At 63.6% G+C, this 22,661-nt stretch carries 22 protein-coding genes and 1 pseudogene; 10 read left to right on the forward strand and 13 right to left on the reverse strand.

Annotated elements, in window-relative coordinates; all coding sequences use genetic code 11:
- Positions 1-233: 233 nt before the first annotated feature.
- Positions 234-2,066 (reverse strand): redoxin family protein, encoded by a 1,833-nt coding sequence (locus AB3X98_RS02140; RefSeq protein WP_368604719.1) that lies wholly within the window; start codon positions 2,064-2,066, stop codon positions 234-236.
- 316 nt (positions 2,067-2,382) lie between these two features.
- On the opposite strand from AB3X98_RS02140, the gene AB3X98_RS02145 reads away from it, so the two are divergent.
- A complete protein-coding gene (locus tag AB3X98_RS02145) occupies positions 2,383-2,946 on the forward strand; it encodes a thioredoxin family protein (RefSeq protein WP_368604720.1) in 564 nt (187 codons plus the stop codon).
- A gap of 136 nt (positions 2,947-3,082) precedes the next feature.
- Entirely contained in the window at positions 3,083-3,493 is a 411-nt protein-coding gene (locus AB3X98_RS02150; protein ID WP_368604721.1) for a GFA family protein, read from the forward strand.
- A 5-nt stretch (positions 3,494-3,498) separates the two neighbouring features.
- On the opposite strand, the gene AB3X98_RS02155 is transcribed toward AB3X98_RS02150, so the two are convergent.
- Positions 3,499-3,906 carry a GFA family protein gene (locus AB3X98_RS02155; RefSeq protein WP_368604722.1) on the reverse strand — a complete coding sequence of 136 codons (408 nt, stop codon included), beginning with the start codon at positions 3,904-3,906 and terminating at the stop codon, positions 3,499-3,501.
- 291 nt (positions 3,907-4,197) lie between these two features.
- Positions 4,198-5,241, reverse strand: coding sequence for an alpha/beta fold hydrolase (locus AB3X98_RS02160; RefSeq protein WP_069262374.1), 1,044 nt, complete (start codon positions 5,239-5,241; stop codon positions 4,198-4,200).
- A 412-nt stretch (positions 5,242-5,653) separates the two neighbouring features.
- Here AB3X98_RS02160 and AB3X98_RS02165 point away from each other — a divergent pair, with 412 nt between their 5' ends.
- A complete protein-coding gene (locus tag AB3X98_RS02165) occupies positions 5,654-5,902 on the forward strand; it encodes a DUF4148 domain-containing protein (protein WP_368604723.1) in 249 nt (82 codons plus the stop codon).
- 40 nt (positions 5,903-5,942) lie between these two features.
- Positions 5,943-6,365 (forward strand): organic hydroperoxide resistance protein, encoded by a 423-nt coding sequence (locus AB3X98_RS02170; RefSeq protein ID WP_069262376.1) that lies wholly within the window; start codon positions 5,943-5,945, stop codon positions 6,363-6,365.
- Between the two features lie 81 nt (positions 6,366-6,446).
- On the opposite strand, the pseudogene AB3X98_RS02175 reads toward AB3X98_RS02170, so the two are convergent.
- Positions 6,447-7,748 (reverse strand): annotated as a pseudogene (locus AB3X98_RS02175) (NAD(P)-dependent oxidoreductase); the annotation flags it as partial.
- Between the two features lie 195 nt (positions 7,749-7,943).
- Here AB3X98_RS02175 and AB3X98_RS02180 point away from each other — a divergent pair.
- From AB3X98_RS02180 to AB3X98_RS02190, 3 genes are all read left to right on the forward strand, one after another.
- Positions 7,944-8,069 (forward strand): hypothetical protein, encoded by a 126-nt coding sequence (locus AB3X98_RS02180; RefSeq protein WP_256094506.1) that lies wholly within the window; start codon positions 7,944-7,946, stop codon positions 8,067-8,069.
- 666 nt (positions 8,070-8,735) lie between these two features.
- Complete coding sequence (locus tag AB3X98_RS02185) at positions 8,736-10,280, forward strand: nodulation protein NfeD (protein ID WP_368604724.1); 1,545 nt, start codon at positions 8,736-8,738, stop codon at positions 10,278-10,280.
- Entirely contained in the window at positions 10,277-11,038 is a 762-nt protein-coding gene (locus tag AB3X98_RS02190; RefSeq protein WP_069262378.1) for a slipin family protein, read from the forward strand. The genes AB3X98_RS02185 and AB3X98_RS02190 overlap by 4 nt, the downstream gene beginning before the upstream one ends.
- A 204-nt stretch (positions 11,039-11,242) precedes the next feature.
- On the opposite strand, the gene AB3X98_RS02195 is transcribed toward AB3X98_RS02190, so the two are convergent.
- Positions 11,243-11,584, reverse strand: coding sequence for a DUF4148 domain-containing protein (locus tag AB3X98_RS02195; RefSeq protein ID WP_368604725.1), 342 nt, complete (start codon positions 11,582-11,584; stop codon positions 11,243-11,245).
- A 272-nt stretch (positions 11,585-11,856) separates the two neighbouring features.
- A complete protein-coding gene (locus AB3X98_RS02200; RefSeq protein ID WP_368604726.1) occupies positions 11,857-13,053 on the reverse strand; it encodes a zinc-dependent alcohol dehydrogenase in 1,197 nt (398 codons plus the stop codon).
- A gap of 744 nt (positions 13,054-13,797) precedes the next feature.
- Between AB3X98_RS02200 and AB3X98_RS02205 the strand changes: the two genes are divergently transcribed.
- The gene (locus tag AB3X98_RS02205) at positions 13,798-14,481 is read left to right on the forward strand and encodes a hypothetical protein (protein ID WP_368604727.1); all 684 of its coding nucleotides are present in this window, start codon (positions 13,798-13,800) and stop codon (positions 14,479-14,481) included.
- Positions 14,482-14,815: 334 nt separating this feature from the next.
- On the opposite strand, the gene AB3X98_RS02210 is transcribed toward AB3X98_RS02205, so the two are convergent.
- From AB3X98_RS02210 to AB3X98_RS02240, 7 genes are all read right to left on the reverse strand, one after another.
- Positions 14,816-15,025, reverse strand: a complete 210-nt coding sequence (locus tag AB3X98_RS02210) for a hypothetical protein (RefSeq protein WP_368604728.1) — start codon at positions 15,023-15,025, stop codon at positions 14,816-14,818.
- 187 nt (positions 15,026-15,212) lie between these two features.
- On the reverse strand, positions 15,213-15,467 hold the full coding sequence (locus tag AB3X98_RS02215; protein WP_368604729.1) for a DUF6723 family protein: 255 nt from the start codon (positions 15,465-15,467) through the stop codon (positions 15,213-15,215).
- A 203-nt stretch (positions 15,468-15,670) separates the two neighbouring features.
- Entirely contained in the window at positions 15,671-16,429 is a 759-nt protein-coding gene (locus AB3X98_RS02220; protein WP_368604730.1) for a ParB-like protein, read from the reverse strand.
- A gap of 605 nt (positions 16,430-17,034) precedes the next feature.
- Complete coding sequence (locus AB3X98_RS02225) at positions 17,035-17,205, reverse strand: hypothetical protein (RefSeq protein ID WP_368604731.1); 171 nt, start codon at positions 17,203-17,205, stop codon at positions 17,035-17,037.
- Positions 17,202-18,110, reverse strand: coding sequence for a manganese catalase family protein (locus AB3X98_RS02230; RefSeq protein ID WP_368604732.1), 909 nt, complete (start codon positions 18,108-18,110; stop codon positions 17,202-17,204). The genes AB3X98_RS02225 and AB3X98_RS02230 overlap by 4 nt, the downstream gene beginning before the upstream one ends.
- A gap of 82 nt (positions 18,111-18,192) precedes the next feature.
- Complete coding sequence (locus AB3X98_RS02235) at positions 18,193-18,693, reverse strand: ferritin-like domain-containing protein (protein WP_368604743.1); 501 nt, start codon at positions 18,691-18,693, stop codon at positions 18,193-18,195.
- A gap of 247 nt (positions 18,694-18,940) precedes the next feature.
- Positions 18,941-19,168: a DUF2795 domain-containing protein gene (locus AB3X98_RS02240; protein ID WP_368604733.1), complete on the reverse strand. Its 228-nt coding sequence runs from the start codon at positions 19,166-19,168 to the stop codon at positions 18,941-18,943.
- Positions 19,169-20,023: 855 nt separating this feature from the next.
- Here AB3X98_RS02240 and AB3X98_RS02245 point away from each other — a divergent pair.
- Positions 20,024-21,883, forward strand: a complete 1,860-nt coding sequence (locus AB3X98_RS02245; RefSeq protein ID WP_368604734.1) for an HAD hydrolase family protein — start codon at positions 20,024-20,026, stop codon at positions 21,881-21,883.
- A gap of 190 nt (positions 21,884-22,073) precedes the next feature.
- Positions 22,074-22,241, forward strand: coding sequence for a hypothetical protein (locus tag AB3X98_RS02250; RefSeq protein ID WP_342948337.1), 168 nt, complete (start codon positions 22,074-22,076; stop codon positions 22,239-22,241).
- Positions 22,242-22,661 lie beyond the last annotated feature (420 nt).

Raw genomic sequence — 22,661 nt, forward strand, 5'->3', positions numbered from 1 at the left:
GTTCAAACCGGGTTCAGTTCAGCGCGAGGGGTGTATCGAGCTGGCGTAGGTGTATTTGAACGTCCCGATGTATCTGCCGTGTTTCCATTTGGGGCGCGGTTTGCATATGGACGTGTCCGAATTGCGCGCAGATACATTGCGCTACAAAAAGCCCTCCGCGATGCGCGGCACAGCCATAACGCAAACGCCGCCGGCCCACGAGGGCACGGCGGCGCGGCGTGGCGTGGCGCTTATCAGCCGAACGTGAAGCTGTAGACGTGCGCGCCCGGGTCGAGAAAGCGGATCTCGAAGGTGTGATCTCCAATGCGGCCGGACTGCCGCACGAGCTGATACAGGCGCGCGCTGGTGGCGACGCCGGTGCCGTCCGCTGCGACGTCGGCGCCATGCGCGGCTCCCGGAGGCGCGCCGTCGATGCTGACGCGAAAGCGCACGGGCTTGCCGTCGGCAGTGGGCGCGAGCACCAGATGCAGGTCGCGCGCATGGAAGCGATAGGCAATGCTCGCCTGCGGCGCGCCCGCCACGGCGGACTCGGCGCCCACGTTCCACTGCCCGCCGAACGCCCACTGGTTCAAGCCGAGCTGCCCCGGCAACGTGTACGCGGCGGCCGTATCGGCCTGCACGCGCTGCGCGTTCGCATTGCCCTGCGCCTCGCGATACCCCACATACGTTTCGCCCGAGCCGATGTCGCGTTGATCCGCGGGAGCCAGCGCGCCGCTTGACTGCGGTGCTGTCGGCGTGGCGGCGGGCGCGGCGCGGCCGTTGTCGGCCAGCAGTCGCTGGATCGCCTGCTCCGCCTGTGCGTAATCGCCTTCGCCGAAGTGGTGATAGCGCACGCGCCCCTGAGCATCGACGAGATAGAACGCCGGCCAGTACTGGTTGCCGAAGGCGCTCCAGATGCGGTAGTCGCTGTCCACAGCGACGGGATAGCGGATGTCCAGATTGGCCAGCGCGCGCTTGACGTTGCCCGTGTCATGCTCGAAACCGAATTCCGGCGTGTGCACACCGATTACGACGAGGCCGTCGTTACGGTAGCGGTCGGCCCACGTCTTCAGATACGGCAGGGTTCGCAGGCAATTGATGCACGAATACGTCCAGAAGTTGACCAGCACGACCTTGCCGCGCAGCGCTTCGGGCGTGAGCGGCGCGGAGTTGAGCCACGCGTTCGCGCCGTCGAGCGCCGGCAGGCGGCCTTCCACCGGAAGATCGACCGCGGGCGCCGGGGCCGGCAGCGACACGCGCACGATGTGGGCCGCTGGTTCGTCTCGTACCGCTGGACGAGCCTGGGCTACCCGCTCCTCATGACGCGCTGGCTCCGCGCTCGGCGTCTGCCGTGCCGCAGCGGGGCTCGCAAGCAGATCGACAAGGCGCGCTTCCACGCCATTGGTCGGCGCGCCCGGCACCAGCGCAAGCAGGCGCGTATCCACGCCCAGCGCGATCGCGCCGACCGTGAGGAGCACGAGCGCACCCATCGCGCGCCGCACATGCTCGCCCACGCCGAGCGAGCGCTTGAGCGCAGCCATCGCGCGATGGCCGAGCCCCGCCACCGCCGCGAGCGAACTGGCGGCGCCCACGGCATAGGCCGCGAGCGCGGCCCACGTCTGCCAGGTCACGCCGTGGCGGGCCACGCCGGTGATGATGAGACCGAGGATCGGCCCGGCGCAGGGCGCCCACAGCAGGCCAGTCGCGGCGCCGAGCAGCACGGCGGAACCGATGCGGCGCGACGCGCCGTCGTCCTGCGAGCGCGCCATGAAGCGGTCGGCGAGCACCGTGAGCGGGCCGGAAAGGCGCGTGGCGAGCGCGGGAAAGAGGAGCGCCGCGCCAAACAGCGCGAAGAGCCCGAGCGCGATCCAGCGGCCGTACTCGCTCAGCTGCGCTGCGCCGTTCAGGCCGGCGGCGCCGAGCCCCGTGAGCAGCGCGAACGTGAGCGCGAGGCCAAGCAGCATGGGCAGCCGGCCAGTAAGGAAAGGTTCTTCGGAACGTGCGAACACGAACGGCACGACCGGCAGGATGCAGGGGCTCAGGACGGTGAACGCACCGCCCACGAATGCGATGACGATGAGTAACATGAGTTCGGTCTCCAGACGAATGTCGGCGGACTTGCCATGTGCCGTATTTCAGCGCGGGCATGTATCCGGGGAATGTCCGGAACGCGGGCGTCGTGCATCGTCATGTATCGCGCAGGCGGCTGGATACATAGGGATACAAGCACGCGCACGGCGTGCAGCGGCCCGCGAAGCTGTGGCCGCGCAGTGGACGATTTGTATCCCTACGTATCGCGCCCCGCCGGCGACACACTACGTTTCAACAGTGCCGCAAGCGGGACACGAGCCAGATACGTGGGAGCGGTCCAATACGCTCGTCGTCCACACAAGGAGAACTCTCATGATCTCTCGTCTCAAGATAGCCGCTGTTGCCATCGGCCTCGCTGCCACCGCCGGGCTCGCCGCGTACGCTTCGGGCGAAGCGCCGTCGGGCGGCTCGGCCGCGCTGCAGACCGGCGCGCAGGCGCCCGACTTCAGCGGAATCAACAACTGGCTCAACAGCCCGCCGCTCGACCTCAAGCAACTGCACGGCAAGGTCGTGCTCGTCGACTTCTGGACCTTCGACTGCATCAACTGCGCGCACACTATCCCGCACATCAAGGAGCTGGACGCGCGCTATCGCGACAAGGGTCTCGTGGTGGTCGGCGTGCATACGCCCGAATATTCGTTCGAGCGCGATACCGGCAACCTGCAGAAGGCGATCAAGCAATACGGCATTACGTACCCTGTCGCGCAGGACAACGGTTACGCGACGTGGAACGCCTATGGCAATCAGTACTGGCCGGCGGTCTACCTCATCGACCAGAACGGCAAGCTCGTTTATACCCACTTCGGCGAGGGCGACTACGCGCAGACCGAGCAGAAAGTTCGCGATCTGCTGGGCATTCAGGGCAAGCAGGGATGATCGGCTGGCGCGGCGCCGCTCCGGCTGGCGGGGCGGCGGCGATCACGCGTTTGCCCGCGTAGATCCGGCAGCAGCGCGCGAAGAGACCGACTATACGCGTAACATGCGCGCGTACCCGCAAAAACGGAGAAGACCGATGTCGACAGACTGGAAAGGCCGCTGCCTGTGTGGCGCGGTGCAATACGAGGCTCGCGGCGCAGCGTTCGCGCAGCTCGTTTGTCACTGCCGCGATTGCCAGCGCGCTTCCGGATCGGCCGGGTTGCCGGTAGTCGTGGTGAGTGCGGCCGAATTCTCGTTCGAAGGCGAAATCCGCACTTACACGATAACGGGCGGCAGCGGCATGCCAACGACACGAAATTCCTGTGCGCATTGCGGCAGCCTGCTCTTTGGCACACCGCAGCATGCGCCGGATATCGTGACGATCTACGCCGGATCGCTCGATGACCCTTCACGGTTTCGCGCCGAATTCGTTCAGTTCACGTCTGAGCGGCATCAGCTGGACGCCCGCGAGCCCGGCATTGCTCAACATGCGGGACGAGCGCCCTGAGATACTCAAAGGTGCCGCGTTTCCGGAGGCGGATTGCCCCAATCATTCGCGAGACCGTTGGCATAGGAGATCGGTGCATCGAGGGCTTCGTTGAGGTCGAAGTCGTCGATGCACATGATATTCACGTTGATGTAAGGGTAACCCGTTCCATTCGGCATATCGACGCGGTCGAATACATGCACGCCGCAGTGTTTGCAGAACGGATGGTGGGCTACCGGGTTCTTCCCTTCGTAATGCGTGAGATCGCTTTCGCCCGAAAGCAGGACGAAGGCTTCCGGGCGAACCTGGACGAGCCAGAGGCGGAGCTTTCCGCAGAAACTGCAGTTGCATTTTCCCGTGCCGTTGCTGAAATCGATTAGGGCTTCGAACTTCACCGACTGGCAATGGCAACTTCCACGGTACGTCCGCTGCATGGGGCTCTCCCGATCAGTGTGAAGACAACTGCGGAATTATGTCACCGATCCTGAATCAGGAGCCCCTGCACCCTGTCAAGGTGCAAATCGAGTAAACAAGTAGTCGCGATCATTTCCCACTTGCGGTAGCCGGGCGCAATCGTCAAGCCGTAGATCGGCGATGCGGCCTGCCCCCGGCGCTTGCGTTCCTTGCTGGGCCCACGCAGCGGGAACCTGCGCGAGAGCCGCGCGCAGTGCGAGCACGACGGGCGCGCGATGCTTGAGAAAACGCGCTTGCATCGCGGCCCCCCGTCACAGATGCGTGACTTGCAGGATGGCCTGCGCGAACTCCTTGGGCGCTTCCTGGGGGAGATTGTGGCCAATGCCGCCATCGAGACTGCGGTGCAGATACTTGCCCGTGAACTTCTTCGCGTAGGCGGCCGGCGCGGGATGCGGCGCCCCGTTGGCGTCGCCTTCGAGCGTGATGGTCGGCACGGTGATGGCCGGCGCGGCGGCAAGACGCTGCTCGAGGCTGTCGTACTTCGCCTCGCCCTGTACGAGCCCGAGGCGCCAGCGGTAGTTGGAGATCACGATGGCCACGTGGTCCGGATTCTGGAAGGACGCTGCGCTGCGCTCGTAGGTCGCGTCATCGAAGTTCCACTTCGGCGAGGCGAGTTGCCAGATCAGCTTGTTGAACGCATCGCGATTCGCGGCATAGCCCTGCACGCCGCGCTCGGTCGAGAAGTAGAACTGGTACCACCACTGCAGCTCGGCTTGCGGCGGCAGCGGCTTGCGGTTCGCCTCCTGGCTGCCGATCAGGTAGCCGCTCACGGAGACCATCCCCTTCACGCGCTCGGGCCACAGCGCCGCGACGATGTTCGCCGTGCGCGCGCCCCAGTCGTAGCCGCCCAGCACGGCCTGATCGATCTTCAGGGCGTCCATGAACGCGACGAGATCGACGGCGGTGACGGCCTGCTGGCCGTTGCGCGGCGTGTCGTCGGAGACAATGCGCGTGCTGCCGTAGCCGCGCAGATACGGCACGAGCACGCGATAGCCCGACGCGGCCAGCATCGGCGCGACCTCGACATAGCTATGAATGTCGTACGGCCAACCGTGCAGCAAAATCACAACCGGACCGTTCTTCGGACCCGCTTCGGCGTAGCCCACATTGAGCAGGCCAGCGTTGACCTGCTTGATCGGGCCGAACGAGACGCCGTTGCCCGTGCGCGAGTTGCCTTCCGTGCCGCCGGCCGACTGTGCGTGCGCGAGACCGCCGAATGCGAAGTCCGCGAGCGTGAGGCCGGCAAGCGACGTGCCGAGAAGGCGACGGCGCCGGACGTTGACGGGATCTGACATGACCATTTCTCCTTGTTGTGCATGCAGGCCGCGCCCGAACGGCTTGGCCTCGTTGATGAGCCGGCGGCAGCAGATCGTTCGAACCGGTCGATCACGCTCGCGGCGGCAGGCAAAACGCCCCGGTGAATTTATAACCGGGCAGCAAAAGCGCCATGTATCCCAATGTGTCTGTTGCGAGCGCGTACACAAAACGAATCAAAAAAGCGTCGGCGTGCCAGGATCGATTCGGCGTGAGCGGGATTGCACGAGCGGCGCGTTTGTATCGCAATGTATAAGCGCCGGCCACAGACACATACCCTTGCAAAACGCGGCGTTCATGAAACACGGCAGATACGTCCGGTGGTTGTAATGCATCAACGCCGGAACTTGCTGTTGACCGGACGGATTTCCGAACCCTTCCCAGGAGAAAGTCATGAACGTCTCGAAGCTCGCCCTCGCCTTCGCCGCCAGCGCCGCAGTCCTCACCGCCGCTCCGGCCTTCGCCGCCATGCCCGCCCAGTCGGTTGCCGCGCAACCCTCGGTTCAGCAAAGTCAGGCATGGATGCCCGCCAGCAATGCGGCCAACGCAAAGATCACGCGTGCACAGGTTCGCCAGGAACTGGTTCAGGCGCAGCACGACGGCCAGCTCGCCGCGATCCAGCAACTGTACCGCGGCAGCTAATTCATTGTCCCGACGACGCTAACCCCAGGAGATAAATACCATGAGTCAGGCAGAAAAAGTGCTGTACACCGGCAAGACCCACACCACCGGCGGCCGCGATGGCGCGGCCCGCAGCGAAGACGGGCGTCTGGACGTGAAGCTCTCGCCGCCCGGATCGAGCGCACCGGGCACGAACCCGGAGCAGATGTTCGCGGCGGGCTGGTCGGCGTGCTTCATCGGCGCCATGGGTCGCGCCGCCACGAAACTCGGCACGACGCTGCCGCGCGACGTGGCGGTCGACGCCGAGATCGACCTCATCAACGCGGACGACGCGTTCAAGCTGCGCGGCCGTCTGAACGTGACCCTGCCGGGCGTCGATCGCGAGACGGCACAGCGCATCGTCGAAACGGCACACCAGATCTGCCCGTACTCGAAGGCCACGCGCGGCAACATCGACGTCACGCTCAGCGTCGTCGAGGCGTGATCGCGTAGCAGAAGAAAGCAAAAAAGCGCGGCGGCTTGCGCGCCCCGCTTCGCTTTTATGTGTTGCCGTGCGCGCTGCGCGCTAGCCGTGCGGCGCGTCCACGAGATTGACCGGCGAACCGCTGCGCCAGGCCTCCACGTTGCGCAGCGTCGTTTGCGCGATCTCGTTCATCGCCTCGCGCGTGAAGAACGCCTGATGCGACGTGACGATCACGTTCGGAAACATCAGGAGACGCGCGAGCACGTCGTCCTGCAGCGGCGCATCCGAGTGGTCCTCGAAGAACAGGCCGCCCTCTTCCTCGTACACGTCGAGGCCGAGATGCCCCAACTGGCCGCTCTTGAGCGCATCGACGAGCGCGGTGCTTTCCACCAGGCCGCCGCGGCCGGTATTGATGAGCATGGCGCCGCGCTTCGTCTTCGCGAGCGCGTGCCGGTCGATCAGATGCCGGGTTGCGGGCACGAGCGGGCAATGCAGACTCACTACGTCGGACTGCGCTAGCAACGTATCGAGCGGCACGTAACGCGCGCCGAGCGCCAGCAAGTCTGCGGCCGGCGGGCCGGGATCATGGGCGAGAACCTGCATGCCGAAGCCTGCCATGATGCGCGCGAAACACCGGCCGATGATGCCCGTGCCGATCACGCCGGCCGTCTTGCCATGCAGATCGAAACCGAGCAGCCCGGCAAGCGAGAAGTCGCCTTCGCGCGTGCGCGACACGGCTCGCGGCAGCTTGCGGTTGAGCGCGAGGATCAGCCCGACGGCATGCTCGGCCACCGCATGCGGCGAATAGGCGGGCACTCTCGCGACGGTGATGCCAAGACGCTGCGCCGCTGCCAGATCGACGTGATTGAAGCCTGCCGAGCGCAGCGCCACGAGGCGCGTGCCGCCCTTGTGAAGGCGCTCGAGCGTGGCGGCGTCGACCGTATCGTTGACGAACGGGCACACCACCTCGTAGCCATCGGCAATCACGGCGGTATCGGCGTCGAGATGCGATTCCTGGTAGTGCAATTCATATTCGAAAGCGCTGTTCGCCTCGGCGAACGTATCGACGTCGTACTGGCGCGCGCTGAACAGGATCATGCGTGGGCGAGCGGACGTGGGGATCTGGGTTCCCGGCATGTTGACCTCGTGCGAGCTTCGGGTGTGGGCGCGAAGTGCGCCTTGATGCGCATGGATGCGCCGTGAACTCGAACGTGAAAGCGTTCGCGTGAGCCGCGTAGCCACGCAAGCACATGGTAACAGCAGGTCGGCGGGGGATCGCGTGTTGTCGCTGGCGGGGTTGTAGCCGGCCTTCTGGAGTTGCACGAGTTCGGCCTTCACTTCGGCACGGGTCACCGGTTGGCTCGACTGGGCGAACGAGAGCGCAGGAACGGCAACGAGGGCAGCAAGTGCGCCGGCGCCGAGCGAGCGGGTGTGCGAGCTTCATGGTATCGCGTGGGCGGGGCCGGCTAACACGACAATAAGGGGCGAATCAAAAGTGTTGCTGCACCGCACACTTAGCTCCTCGCGCCTTGCATTCTGCCCTGAAATCTCTATAATAAGGGTTATCCCTTAGGCACTAACCCTAGCAAAGAGGAAATCATGGGTGCAATCGTCGAAAAACTGACTCAAGTTCTGGCTGCACTGCGTCGTCTTGGCGCCGAAGCGCTGAACCGTCACCTCGAATACTGCGAACTGCTCGCAGAAGCTCAGCGCCGCTGGTACTAATCCGCGCCTGACTGCAGCAAGCGTCCCTGCCCGTACAAACGAGGGACGAGAAGAAGTAACACGCGGCCGCATCGAGCGGTCGGGTTTTATGCGGCGCCCAGCCGTGCCTCGATTCGGGAGGCATCCGTGCGCGCCGCATCGGGCCGTGATCCCGGCGCAGCCAGAAATGCGCGTGTGCGGTCATAGGCTTGCGCAAGGCCACGCAGTTCCCGCGTGACCGGCCGGTCGTCCAGACCCCGCCGGGGGTGAGCGCGTAGCTTTCACCATGGCCACCGCACCGAATCCTGGTAGCGCACAAGCATGAAATGCGCGACCGCGTTCGAGCGGTACGCGGCCACATCCCGTTCGTCCTCGAAGCTCGCCGCAGCGAAGCTGCGACCATAGGGCTCGTCGCCGTATGGGTCCGTGCGCTTCCGCAGCCCTCTTGCCGTTTAGTTGCAATAGCAACGACTTGCCGGCCACAAGATGTGCGCGCCGCAGCCCGGCGCGCCAAATCCCGATTCCTCCATTGCTTTCGGAGCCGTGCAATCCGTGTGCGGCACAACATTCGGCGCGTTTTCCCGCCATTCGGGCCGGTTCGCGCTTTGGGCGGAAAGCGCCTAATCTTGAGGTATCGGCTCTTGCCCCATCTGTGAGCCGGAACGTGCGCCACCTTCCGGACTTCCGATGCGCGATCATCGCCCCTCGCATGCCGCGGTGCACGACGCGCCGCACGCTCACCCGCACCATCCGCTCACCGCGCGGCTTGCTCGCGCCGTTGTGTTCGTCGCCTTGCTGGTCGCGTGGGCCGCTGTGGCGGCCGCGCTAGCCGTGCCGGCTGCGTTCGCGGCGCCGAGCCCGCCCGTCGTCGTCATGACGGTGAACGGCGCGATCGGGCCCGCCAGCGCCGATTTCATCGTCCGCTCGCTGGAGCGAGCCGCGCGCGAGCGCGCGCCGCTTGCGATCCTCGAACTGGATACGCCCGGCGGCCTCGACACGTCGATGCGCCAGATCATCAAGGCGATTCTCGCCTCGCCGGTGCCCGTTGCGACCTTCGTCGCTCCCGGCGGCGCGCGCGCCGCGAGCGCGGGCACCTATATCGTCTACGCAAGCCACTTCGCAGCCATGGCGCCGGGGACGAACCTCGGCGCGGCATCGCCGGTGCAGCTCGGCGTGGGCGGCGGTGGTGGCGGTGGCGGTGGTTTTCCAGGCGGCCCGCCAGGCGCTCCCGAGACCGCCTCCGGCGCCTCGGCCCCGCACGCCGACGACAACGAATCGACGGAAGCCCGCAAGGTCATGCACGACTCCGCCGCCTACATTCGCGGCCTTGCACAACTGCGCGGGCGCAACGCCGCGTGGGGCGAGCGCGCCGTGCGCGAGGCTGTGAGCCTCTCGGATGAAGAAGCACGCGACCAGCACGTGATCGATCTGATCGCGCTGGACGCCGCCGATCTCGCGCGCCAGCTCGACGGCCGCACCGTCACGACCACGGCGGGAACGCTGCGCGTCGCCACCGCGCACGCGCCGCTCGAAGTCGTCGCGCCCGACTGGCGCAACCGCTTCCTCTCGATCGTCGCCGACCCGAACGTCGCGCTGATTCTGCTGACCATCGGCATTTACGGACTCTTCTTCGAGTTCGCCAACCCAGGCTTCGTGCTGCCCGGCGTGGCGGGCGCGACCTGCCTGCTGGTGGGCCTCTTCGCCATGCAGCTGCTGCCCGTGAACTACGCGGGCCTCGGGCTCGTGCTGCTCGGGCTCGCATGCCTCATCGCGGAGGCATTTCTGCCGACCTTTGGCGTGTTGGGCTTCGGCGGCATCGTGGCGTTCGCCATCGGCGCGCTCATGCTGATGGACACCGGCGCGCCCGGCTACGGCATCCCCATCCCGCTCATCGCGGGCCTAGCGCTAGGCGGCGCGGCGTTCGTCGCCACCGTCTCGAGCGTGGCGCTGCGCGCGCGGCGCCGGCCCGTGGTGACCGGCGCTGAGGCGATGGTAGGCGCCACGGGCGAAGTAATCGACGAGGGCCTGCGCCCCGACCCGCGGCCCGGCCACGCAGCTTTGTCGACGGGCTGGGCGCGCGTGCACGGCGAGCGTTGGCGTGTGGCATGCGCCACGCCGCTCGCCGCCGGCAGCCGCGTGCAAGTGAGCTCGCGCAGCGGTCTCACGCTCACCGTAACCCCGCTGCACGGCGCGGCACACGACAAGGCAAACGAGAAGGGAGAACATTCATGATCGGCTTCACGTTCGGCTTCACGGGCCTTCTGATCGCGCTGCTGGTGCTGATCGCCTTGTCGTCCATCCGCATCTTCAAGGAGTACGAACGCGGCGTCGTGTTCATGCTCGGGCGCTTCTGGAAGGTCAAGGGGCCGGGCCTCGTGCTCATCATTCCCGTGGTGCAGGTGGCGGTGCGCATCGACCTGCGCACTGTCGTGTTCGACGTGCCTTCGCAGGACGTCATCACGCGCGACAACGTTTCGGTGAAGGTCAACGCCGTGGTCTATTTTCGCGTGGTGGACCCGGAAAAGGCCGTGATTCAGGTCGCGCGCTACATCGACGCGACGAGCCAGCTCGCGCAAACCACGCTGCGCGCCGTGCTCGGCAAACACGAACTCGACGCCCTGCTCGCCGAGCGCGAGCAACTGAACGCCGACATCCAGAAAGTGCTCGACGCGCAAACGGACGCATGGGGCATCAAGGTGTCGAACGTCGAGATCAAGCACGTGGACCTGAACGAAACGATGATCCGCGCAATTGCCCGCCAGGCCGAAGCCGAACGCGAGCGCCGCGCCAAGGTGATTCACGCGGAAGGCGAACTGCAGGCGTCCGAAAAATTGCTGCAAGCCGCGCAATGCCTCGCGAAGCAGCCGCAGGCCATGCAACTGCGCTATCTGCAGACGCTCACCACCATCGCCGCCGACAAGAACTCCACCATCGTCTTCCCGCTGCCGATCGAACTGCTCAACGCGCTGATCGAGCGCTTGGGCAAGTGATCCGGCCCCTCGGTTTCGAGCCGCTTGCGCCCGGGCAGGCTTCCGCGCGGCTGCGGATCGAGGCGCATTGCTTTTCGCACTGAGCGTGGCCAGCCTTCACTCGCGAAAGTGCCTTGGGCACGACCGAGGCGCCAGGCCAGTTGCCCGGCCCGCTGCGCCGCGCGAGCACCGCCGCAGTGCGCACGATAGGTGACAGCCTATGTGTCAGTGCCCAAAGTAGACCGGCTTGATTCCAGCGGGGGCGTTCATTGGCTGCGCCCACTTCGCGGCCGACTCCGACGAGCCCGCGCTTACGCCGCCATAGCCGCTGCCCGCGATGCCCACCTGCTGGGCGCTAACGCGCGCTTCAGCCGCCTGCAGGTCGCGCGGATAAGACGCCCGGTCGCCCGCCGACGGTTCGTAACCCGCCTGCTCCACCTGAATCAAATCCTGCCTGACCTGGCCGCGGGTCAGGGAATCGCTTGTGGACACTGCAGCTTGCCCGAAAGCGGCAGCAGGAAACGTCAAAATCGCGGTGACTGTGACAATACGTTTAATCGTCTTCATTTAGTTATCCAAATCGTTGAAAAGGACACGTCCAAGAGAGCACGGGCCGTGCCGCACCTTCAACGGATGGCGACGGTCATTGGGGGCAAGGCCGGAGCGAGGACGACGGGTAGGCGGTCCGCGACCGCCGGCTCCCAAAAGACCGCAACGTTGCGGCGATGTCGTGCCTCGCGCTCGCGCTTCAGATCTATCGCAAACTCGGGCCATTGCCGAGCGGTGTTACCCATCGTGCGGAGCCAGCACGTGTGCGCCGGCACACGCCAGCACGGACATCACGGCTCTAGCTTGACCTTGATCCAGCCCGGCTCGCGCTCATCGAATGCCCGGTAGGCATCGAGCACTTCAGTAAGCGGTTCACGCTGCGTCAGCACGCTACGCGGATCGAAGCCGCGTTCCCGCACCAGGCGAACAAGCTCCGGTATGACTGTCCGGTGATTGCAATTCCCCAGTTTGAGGGTGAGATTGCGGTTCATCGCCTCCCCGATGGGAAAGAAACGGTCATTGGGCGGATATACGCCGATCACGCCCAAGGTGCCGGCCTTGGCGACCGTTTTCATCGCCCACTGCAGTACCTGCGATGGCCCGTTGCCGGGTTCCCACGCGCCGCCCCGCCCGGCGCCGTGGTTACCGGTGATCTCGTGCACCTCCTCGTCGAATTGCGCGTCTTTTGCGTCGCCGGCGTTGCTCGCCCGTACGGCGTCCACGCCCACCGCGTCGATCACCCGGTCAGCGCCAATGCCGCCCGTGAGCTCCGCCAGTGCCTCCGCCGGGTCTTCCTTCTCGAAGTTCACGGCCTCCGCGCCCAGCGCGCGCGCCATATCCAGGCGCGAGTCCACGCGGTCAACGGCGAAAATGCGGCCTGCGCCCATGAGCTGCGCGCTTGCGATCGCGAAGAGTCCCACCGGTCCGGCGCCGTAGACGACCACTACGTTTCCGGGCCGTACTTCCGCAAGCTGCGCGCCGAAGTAACCCGTGGGGAAGATATCCGAGAGAAGGATCGCACGGTCGTCGTCAAGTTCGTCAGGCAGCGGAATAAGGCTTGCGTTCGCGAACGGCGTGCGAGCGTATTGCGCTTGCAGTCCGTTAAACGGGCCCGTGCTCTGCGGGCCGCCGAAGAACGCGGTCCCGGCCTGGGCGCCATTCGGATTCGCCTTGTCGCATTGCGCTGTGTAGCCCGCGCGGCAGTAGGAGCATGTGCCACACGAGATCGTGGACGGGATCAGCACGCGGGTGCCGCGGCTCAGGTTGCGCACGCCGGGCCCCACCTCCTCCACGATGCCCACAGCTTCGTGGCCCAACACCGTGCCCGGTTTCATGCCGCCCAGGGTGCCGCGGACCATATGCAGATCGGTGCCGCATATCGCACTTGACGTGATGCGCACGATGGCGTCGGTGGGCTGCTGGATCGTCGGGTCCGGGACGGTGTCGAGCCGGATGTCACCGATGCCATGAAATACGACGGCTTTCATTCAGTCCTCCTTACTGGCTTTGCTGTTCGCGCATCGGTCTTGATGCGCGAGAGTCGTTACCTGTCATGCGGAAAGAACGTCTTTTCCGCGAGGCTCTGCGTCCGGATCCACGTGCGGTACTTTCCTTCGTCTTCCGGTGTATACGCGTCTCGCTCAGGATGATTCTTGCCCTTGGCACCTGCGTGCTGTCCATGTTGCCTGTTGCCATGGGGGCGTTGTTCAACCGTACGTCGGAACGCACGCTCACATCGCCTTCACGCTGCGTGTTTCGGCAAGCGTCGGCGCGCTCGACCGGCTTTTGGTTCGCGTCCCCCTTGAGTCGAGGTTGTCGGGTTCCGCGTATAGCGCATCGCCCGTGCCGCGCAATGTCGTCCGCCATGGACTCAATTCAATGCGCGAACGCATCAGAACGGCGCAGAGTCTCGGCCCCCGGCTTGGATCCGTTGGGCCGGTGGTTGTTGATAACTCTGTGGCCGACGCCCGACAGTCCCCACCGGGATCGCGCGCCTGCCGGTCGGATCTCTTCGACGCACATATTCGCCCCGGACGACCGCCAATCACCTATCAGCTGGCTTGTTCGATTAATACCTTTTAGCATCACCGTCACCGCCACCGGTTGATCGATTCATTTGAGTGCAAGAAAATTCATGATGACCGGGTCCCGCGATTGCGCGTCCTTAAATAAAAGTGATCGATCGACTGGGACATCTCCCTGCTTGTCTTCCTTAAATCCGGCAGAAAGTCATGAACGCATACGAACTGGACGTATGGTCATTGCGAAAGCGCTTCGACACCGCGTTGGAAGATGTCGAAATGCGGTCGAAAGCGATTGAGGATGCGAAGAACGCCAGGGCACCTGACCCTTACCAGATCGAAAGGGCGGAAAGCGCGTACAGGCGGTCGATGTTGCTTTATTTGTCGTGCGAACTGGACCTGCGACGCGTGGCAATAACCCACCGTTCCCGCTCTCGCTCCGCTTGCAGGGTTCTTCTTTACTGCCGTCAAAATGGCATTCAGGCTTCGTTGGAGGCACTGTTGCGTGTTCGCGGCTATGACATTACCGTGACTGCGACGCTAGCCGCAATCAAGACTGAAAAGTCGAAGCGAACGCATTCCGTGGTCGTCGCATATGTTCCACCCGGCAAGAGCGGTCATACCCACTTCGTCGATCTGATAGTGCAGGCCGCGCTGCCGCTGTCAGTCCTGGTGGTGACGGATGCAGTTCCGACCGTTCCCGTCCCTCAGGAGCCGAGCGCTCTTGATGGTAATGGACCAACCTTTAGAACCGTTTCAGTGCATTCGCTGGTCAGCGAACTTGATCAGCTTCTCGGACTGCCAGCAGCGGAAACGTCAAAACCGTTCGAGGATCCTTCGATCGGACGCGACCGCAGCCCGCTCTTCCGGGAACGCGCGCCGGTGCATCAGTAGCCGTGGCTCCCAGAGCGGCGGCGCGCGCAATGGCTCAAGTGTCGTTTGCGCTGAACAGCTAGCGTTGCGGAGCGCAAACGCGCTCCGTACCGATACCACGCCGCCGCTGAGAGTTGCGCGGATTCCTGCGGCGAAGTGTGGAAGCCCGCAACCTCGCTAGAAGTTGTACTAAAAAAGATCTGACTGAAGTTCGTACCTGGATTCGGCGCCTTGATATCCGCGTTCGACAACGAACTGAAAGGACGTCGACGTCGCGCGAACGGGCGTCTGCCGGACGTGCGAAAGAAAGAGAAAGCCCAGAAGTGCGCTTGCGCCCGCTGTCCGCGCTCACCGCTCAGTCTCCGGACCCAAGTTCATTGTGTTTGTGCGAATGCGTTGCGGCGTAGAGCAATTCAAAGTGCGCTCCCTTGCCGCTACGCGTCGGCGGGAAGTGCTCGCCTTCCACGCAGGTGACTTCAAAGGCGTGTCCTCCGTCACCTTCGTGAATGACCCTGTAGATACCGGACGTTTTTACGATCTCGCCGGGGCGGTGCTGTTCAGACATGGTCCTCTCCCAAAACGTAGCTCTGCGCATCGACCGCAAAGCACATGCCGCAAGAGTCCAGCGCCCTGGTCTCACGACCGGGACCAACAGGAGGAGCGCAAACCGTTGCCGCGCGCATTCTCGACGCGAAAGATGCAAGCGCGCAGCAGAGGCTGCCGGTGCCAAACAGCGTCGTCGCCTGCCCTCATTACTCGGGCATGTTCAGGTCGCCCTTGACGAGAACATCAGCCAAATCCCGTGCCGCACCGCGAGCCTCAGCTGGCGTCAGGAACACTCCGGGCGTTGGGCATCCATCGAACGGATAAATGACCTTTCCATCGCTTTTACGTCTAATTTTCAGATAGCCACAGTACCGGCCGAACATATCCACGCGTTGGCCGCAGACGACGTCGTATCCGGGAAAACTGTCTTGCGGTTCTTCCGCGCGGCGAGCTGGCGACATATCAAGTCAGACAAGCGAAAGTAGTTGCGCTCATTCTCTCGCTCGTGGTTGATCTCCGTTTGAGTGGACAGCCACGGGGCGCAACCATCATTCCAAACAAAGTTATCCTAACCAATTGGAGGACACAGATTTCATGAAACCACATCCAGCCCATCCAGCATTGATGCTATCCGCCGCCGCCATACCCGCTGACTCGCGCAAATTCAGCCGAGAAAGCCAGGCAACCGGCGAGCGGCACGGCTGCGCGCCAGCCTGATCGCAGACGCGAGTGCGAGCGAGAATGCGGCATCACTGTTGTCATCGAGGACAATCCGCTCCCTCAGAAAGTCCGCCCAGACAAAAGACGTCTCAGCGCTGGCTGTTTTCGCATAGGCGCCGGCGCGTCGCGCAAGCGCAGCTAGGCTCTGGTATGGATCGTCCAGCATTTCCCCCAACGATTGCGGCAGCGCGCCCAGAGGCTCGCGCACACCTGATGGACCGAACGGATGAACGCGCCGATGCTCGCGCATCAGCGCCCAAAAGTCCTCCGCCTCCAATAGATGGTGGTCCGCCACAACAAGTGCCGGCGCTGACGTCACCCCCATGAAGTGCCACGCCATCGCCCAGTGGTGATGGTCAACGATGTAGCAGGCATCGTCCGGTCCCAGCACGACCTGCACGGGATGCCGCAACTGGAACTGCGCCAACCGCGCCCGGTTGCGTTCGGAGATGACTTCCTTGACGCGAACATTCCGGATGCCCACCGTGATCTGCGTTGGCCGCATACAGGAGAGCGGCAGGTTTCGAAGATCGGTTTTCACGATATATACGGCATTGGCGTTCAAGCCACGGCTGTCATCCAGTGCTGGCACGCTGCGCACTACCGCTTCGGGCTTCTCTTCCCGGCATAGCACGGCGGGAAGGTTTCCCAGCCCCCATGGTATGCGGTGGCATCGCAGCGTCCGGCCGTATTTCGATGACATGCATGCTTCGCGCCGGCCGACGGCTATGGTTTCAGACAATTATCGATCAGCAAGTGATGTACCGCCCGCGCGGTCGATTGGTGTACGGATAGTGTGGGTTGTGGACAGGCGCGTGCTCATTTGGCTTCCACACATGGTAACGCGACTGCCAGCCGTGAGAATGGGTAACCTTATGACCTGCGACGCGCACGCTTTATGTTCCGCGCTCCATTACCGCGCGGCTGCGCGTTGAAAAAAAGATCCCCGCCGGCCTGGTCGGGGGACGTGGAGAAGGTTGAAACTGTGCTGCACTTCAATCCTAGCCGTCGGCTGCGTACCGAGCAAGCCAATGGTCGGCATCCATCTTGTACGCTACAGGAGCCTTTCGGACGGACACACGGCGTCGCCTGTCGCAAGCCACCGGCGTTCGGGGCTCCGCTGATCCTGACGTGCAAGCCGCGCTCCATGGCGGCCCGGAGAATCTGCGACGGCGCGACGTCCAGGTAGCCGCCCACTCGAGCTCCGCCTGGGAGTGGTTTACTCATGGGTGAGTCCCGCGACACGCCGCTGCAATCCCCTCCCCTCCTGCGGCCACGCTCGCTGCGCCAACTCCGTTTGCTTCGCCGTCAACGCTTCGCATCAGCGCGGTCGGCCGCGGAACGAGTAACGAATTTCGTAACCGTGTCAGGCAGATGGTCGAGCAGCCATCTGGCCATCGCGACCTCCTGCGGCAGGTGTTTTTCCATGGCGTACGCATCCCGCAGCCAGTCGACAATGTGTTCCTGGGGCGTGGTCATTTCAGATCTCCTTGAGGCGGCACCTGAGGGCTATCGGGCCGGATGGCTGCCTCGCCAAGCTCGGCTCCCGTCTGCGGGTCCACGGCGGTCTCCGAACTCAGTCGCTCGCGCATGGCTTTCAGCGCGGCCTGCTGGCTCTCGTCCAGGTTGACCCACGCGTTGCCGTCGCCGCCATCAACCGCCGGTTCACCCTGGCGCATCTCCAGGCCGTTGCCGCTGTTCCATGGCGCGGCGATCGTTTCGCCTCCGTGCGACATCTTGTAGTAGACGTTGGCGAATTCGGCGACGGGCGGACGCTTTCCCGGCGGGAAGTTGCCCTGTATCGCATACAGGGCCTTCTCGAATGACTTCTGGTGCGAGACCTCGCGCGTCATCAGGAAGCCCAGGGCGTCACGGATACCAGGATCGTCCGTGACATTGATCAGCCGTTCATACACGATCTTTGCCCGTGCTTCCGCGGCGATATTCGAGCGCAGGTCTGCCGTCGGTTCACCGATGGTGTCGATGTAACCTGCGTTCCAGGGCACGCCTGCGGAGTTGACCAGCGGCGGCCCGCCACCGAACAGGACCTGCGTGACATGGCTGTCGTTGCCAGCGCCGTTGAGCTTGCGGTAAAGCTCAGCCTGCTCATCTACGGCTTCGGCAAGCTCGCCCTTCGCACCCTTGTTGAGCATGGCGACGATCGACCCGATGATTTCCAGATGGCTGAGTTCCTCCGTGGCAATATCGAAGAGCATGTCCTTGCGGCCGGGATCTTCCTCGGCAACCGCCTGGGTGAAATAGCGCATCGCAGCGGCCAGTTCCCCCTGCGGCCCGCCGAACTGCTCGAGCAGCAGGTTGGCGAGACCAGGATTGGTCACGTCGACGCGGACGGTGTACTGCAGTTTCCCGTTGTGCATGAACATCAGGATCTCCCGGTATGACCGAAAAAATTACGCATTGCTAATCAGTCGTTGCCGCACGAAGCAGGCGCCGCTGCCGGGTCGCTCACCCCTTACCCGCCGCCTTCGCGTTGCCCGCCGACTCGGCAAACTTCGAGAGCTTCAGATCGGTAGCCTTTTCTTCCTCAAGCGTTTCCTTGAGCAGCTTCACCGCCTCGTCGTGACCGAGAAGCTTGCCCAGCGCACAGAGGCTGCCGTATGCCGCTATCTCATAGTGCTCCACCTTCTGTGCCGCCGCGATGAGGCCGGCATCGAGGACCGGGCCCTTTTCGATTTCCTCGATCAGTTCGTCGGCTTCCTCAATCAGGCCTTCCATCGCGACGCATTTCATGCGCTTCAGTCGCAATCCGGTGGATTCAACCGCCTTGTCGATGCGCTCGATCTGCCCGTGCGTTTCTTCCAGATGCGTCTTGAATGCTCCTGAAAGCTCAGGATCGCTGACCGTACGCGCGAGCTTTCCGAGGGCGCGGGTCAGCTGCTTTTCTGCGCTGTAGATGTCCGACAGCATATGGACGAACAGGTCGTCGACCGTCTTTCTCTGGCTCATGATCACCTCCGTGGTTTGGGTGATGCGCTTCACGCAACGGGCGTTCCTGAACGAAACTCAAATTCATAAGCGTTCCTATGTCTTTCGCAGGATTTTCCACGTCAACCGAAAGCAGTCCTAAAGTTCACTCCCATATAGAACTCGTTTGTGTCCTGTCAGGCTTCGCGAGGGGCGGCCTTGCCAGGCCTCCCGTGCGGTCAGCAGTTACCGTAGCGGACTGACAGGAGTGATGCGACGTGGGTGGCGTCTATGCCTCATTGCCTAGCGCCTTCGACACTGCCGCCGGGCTCTCGAACGACTCATTCCCAAGCGCGGCGAGCGCCTGCATGACCGCTTCATCAGCGTCGTTCTGTTTCGCTATTTTCAACAGGGCATCCTTACTCGCCGGATAGTCGGCACCTTTGAGCGCCTTTTGCACGTCAATGAATTTGCGAATTTCCGGGTTCTTTGCGTTCGACTTGCCTGATGATGTCATGATGCTGCTCCTTGTGCGGTAACCCACCCACAATGTTAAAAGGGATTTCTGCGAATCCACCCCTCAAGTGCAGGCGGTCAACCACCTTGGCCGCCATGTGCCGATCGCGCCGCTAGCTCGACGGCTAAAGCCTGCGCGGCACGTGCTGCAATATCAAGGGCGTCGTCACGCGAGACAGCGCCACACGTTCCCTTGCGCTCGATGAACCGGTCACACCCGTCCGCGCGCCGAGCGACTCGGACAACCCACAGGAACCGCCCTTCGGAATCGAATTCGACCGTCGGCGTTATCGACAGCTCTGCCATTTCTATACATTGAATTCTCATACCCCCTCCTTTCCAGTGTCTCTGATGCGGGCGGTCAGACTGTCCGATTCAGTTGCTTGCCGGGTTGATTCCCTCAGCCGACACGTCGCTCGATCAGCAAACCACGTTCCGCATGTGCAAGGCCCCGGCTGTACGAAACACAGCCTTTCCGGCCATGCGCGGTTTCTGGCGGTCGACTAAGCGTTGCCCGGCTCCGAAACCGCGCCCATTCGATGGGCCCTGCGCTACCCAAGAGATCGGGAAGCTTCCGCTCGGCCGCTTGCGCTATCGCGGCGAACTGGGTGAAGTAGAAGACGGGGCGAAGCGTGCCTCGAGGCTGTTTAGGTACGCGCGATGCGTATTCGTGAATTCGATATGCAGAGAGCGCTGAAGAGTGCCTATTGAAACCGCTAGAGCAAACGGTGCGACGACCTGATGTAACGCCTCGATGATTTGCCCGCGCAGGAATTTCAGAGGGCCGCCGACGTATCAAAGGGCGTCGGTAACGGGTAATCGTCAGGCGCTCCGCCAAGACCCGCAGGAGGGCCCGATGCAATTCTTTGCGCTTGCCACCGACTACGACAATACGCTGGCGAGTGACGGCCGCGTCGCCGATTCGACGTGGGACGCCGTCGAACGTCTTCGTGCATCGGGCCGTCACGCCGTTCTCGCGAGCGGCCGCGAGCTCGACGATCTTCTCGCGATCTGCCCGCGCCTCGACCTTTTCTCGCGCGTCGTGGCCGAGAACGGAGGCGTCCTGTATTGCCCTGCCACTGGCTCTCATCGTCTGCTCTCGCCCGCCCCGCCGGAAGCCTTCGTCGCCGAATTGCGGCGGCGCGCGCCCGGCGCGTTCAGCATCGGCGAGACGCTGGTCGCGACGGTGAAGCCGCACGAGCACGTCGCGCTCGACGTGATCCGCGACCTCGGTCTGGGCTTGCAGATCGTTTTCAACGGCGATGCGGTGATGATCCTGGCGCCGGGTGTTTCGAAGGCAAGCGGTCTAAACGCGGCGCTCGACGAACTCGAATTGGCGCCGCTGAACGTGGTTGGTGTCGGTGACGCGGAAAACGATCACGCCCTGCTCAGCGCATGCGGCCTGAGCATCGCAGTCGCAAACGCGCTGCCCGCATTGAAGAAGCATGCCGACGCCGTGATGCATGAGGTGGCCGGATCGGGCGTCGCGGAGTTGATCGGGATGCTGCTCGCCGACGATCTGCGCGCCATCGCCGCCGTATCGCCGCGCCGTCGCGTCCTGCTGGGGACACGCTGTTCCTTGCAGGACAATCAGAAGAGCCACGAGCAAGACCGTGAGAAAAACCGGGAGTGGCTACCGCTGCAAGGGAGCGTCTCACTGCTGGTCGGCCCGTCAGGTTGCGGCAAATCTACCGTGACGGCGGGCATGCTGGAGCGGCTCGCAGGCGCGGGCTGCCAGTTGTGCGTGATCGATCCCGAGGGCGATTATGCCAACGACGACATGACTATCGTGCTCGGCGACACGCACAGCGCGCCTTCGGTCGAAGAACTGATGCAGTTGTTGACCCGCCCAGCACGACCCGTAGTCGCCGTCAACCTTTTGCGCGTGCCGCAGGCGGATCGCCCCGTCTTCTGCGCGAACCTGCTGTTGCACGTTCAGCGCCTGCGCACGCGCACCGGTCGTCCGCACTGGGTCGTTTTTGACGAAGCACATCATCTGTTTCCGGCAGCTTGGGAAGGCGCGAGCCAGGCGATCCCCGAAACGCTCGAAACCGCGCTGGCCGTAACGGTATCGCCCGACCAGCTCGCGCCGGCATTCTTGCGTCAAGTCGGCGTCGTACTGGCAATGGGCGATGACGCCGAAGAGGCTCTGCACAGTTTCGCGTCGGTAAGCGCACGTCCGCTGCCGGCCTCGATGGCACCGGGGGCAAGTACGGGCACTGCGCTGCTTAAGCGTGGCGAGGCGCTGTTGTGGCGTGTCAATGACGCAGCCGCACCGCAGGCGGTTTGCCTCGAACCGGGGAACAAGGAAAAGCGACGCCATCACCGCAAATACGCGGAAGGCTTGCTGATTCCCGAGCGCAGTTTTTATTTTCGCGGCGAGCAGGGCAAGCTGAATCTGCGCGCACATAACCTGGTGCTCTTCATCGAACTGGCAGAAGGCATCGATGTCGACACGTGGCAATTCCATCGCCTGAAGGGCGACTATTCGCGTTGGTTCGAAGAGCAGATTGGCGATGACGATCTGGCCTCGGAAGCGCGTGCGATAGAGCGGGACGACTCGCTGGATGCCTGCGAGAGCCGTTTGCGCATTCGCGCTGCTATTCAGGCACGTTACACGCAACCGGAGAACCCGTCGTTGCCCGCAGTCCTGACAGCCCGGCAGCCTGGTGGAGGCGGCGTGTCGGACGGCGCACGCGAGCGGGCGGCGGAGTGACCGCTGCCCTGAAGGGTTTTCTGTACCTGCACTGATAGCGAAAACATGTGTATGGAGATTGCTTTCTGTTGCGCCGGCTCACGCGCTCGCTTCACATTTAATACGGCGTCCTGCCGTTATCGATCTATCTCGATCCCGCATTGAATTCGATTCAAGGCTCCATTGCAGCGACCGCGACAAGGCACGTTGATTGCACACTCCGAAGAAGCCCCGTCTGTTGCTGCTCGGACTGCTCGGCATCTGGTTCTATCTCAACATCGTCGTTGGCCACTCGGCGGTTGCGCGACCGATTCGCATAGTGGCAACGATCGCGGCCATCGTCTACGCACTTACCATCGTCGGTATGCTTTCGCCCTAAGTTCCGGTGTCCGTGGCGCAGCATCTTCGTTACCTGCCTGCATCGCCGCCCATGTACGGCGCGTCATCGTCCGGCAAGGGCGGCTAGCGCCACCAGACCTAGTGTCTTCCAGGTCCGCCGCCGGCCGCAAGATCAATCCGGGAGGACGGATCTGCCCGATCCAGTCGTCGACCAGGACGTCCATGCTGCACCCGATGAAATCGCATAGCCTCATATCTGCTATCTCGGTGTTGGGCCGGGTCAATGCGGGCAAAGAAGGACTCGAAGGGCCGACATCTTCCAGGTTCGTCTCGACTGACCCACCACTCAACGCGCACCCAAACTGGCCGTACTTGCGAGAGCTTCGCGACACATGCCCGGGATCAAAAGTTTCCGGGGCCTCCGGCGGCATCAGATACGCGCTCCGCACCTTTCCTTGCA

The sequence above is a fragment of the Paraburkholderia sp. BR14312 genome, assembly GCF_040948675.1.
Classification (GTDB): Bacteria; Pseudomonadota; Gammaproteobacteria; order Burkholderiales; family Burkholderiaceae; genus Paraburkholderia; species Paraburkholderia nodosa_A.